Source organism: Treponema endosymbiont of Eucomonympha sp. (assembly GCF_001028545.1).
Genome location: NZ_BBPW01000516.1, coordinates 1 through 517, shown reverse-complemented (window position 1 = coordinate 517; position 517 = coordinate 1). Strand labels below are relative to the sequence as shown.

The 517-nt window shown below is 56.1% G+C and carries 1 protein-coding gene; it reads left to right on the top strand.

Translation table 11 applies throughout. The features are described from left to right. The coding region (gene lspA / locus AWU74_RS07855; protein ID WP_162505066.1) for a signal peptidase II at window positions 1-517 on the top strand (517 nt) is incomplete at both ends.

Here is a 517-nt window from a genome sequence, read left to right as displayed (position 1 = left end):
GAATGTGTTGCAAGAACGGAAAAAGCATATTGCCCTCACGCTGGGCACGGTGTTCGCCAATTATGCGGTAGACCGGGTAACCAAGCTGGCCGCGTGCGCGTTTTTGAAGGGCAGGGAGGATATAAGCCTGCTCCATAACGTCATGGTGCTTATGTATCGGGAAAACAGCGGCGCGTTTTTGAGTCTCGGTGCAGAGTGGAACGCCGCGCTCAAGTATGTGGCGCTGCTTGTCGCCCCGCTCCTGCTATGCATTGCGGGCACCGTCTATCTTATGCTGAAAGAAAAAAACCTGCAGCGGATTGTGCTGTGCGCGTGTGTTATCGGCGGCGGGGTCGGTAACCTGTTCGACCGCTTGCTGAATGGGTTCAACGTGATAGACTTCATGAATTTTGGAATCGGGCGCCTCCGCACCGGTGTCTTAAATTTCGCCGACCTATCGGTTACGGCAGGCGCCGTTCTGCTGTTGTTCAGCGAACTGCGCGAGGCGAAAAAGCAGCTGGCTCCCGCAAACGCCGGC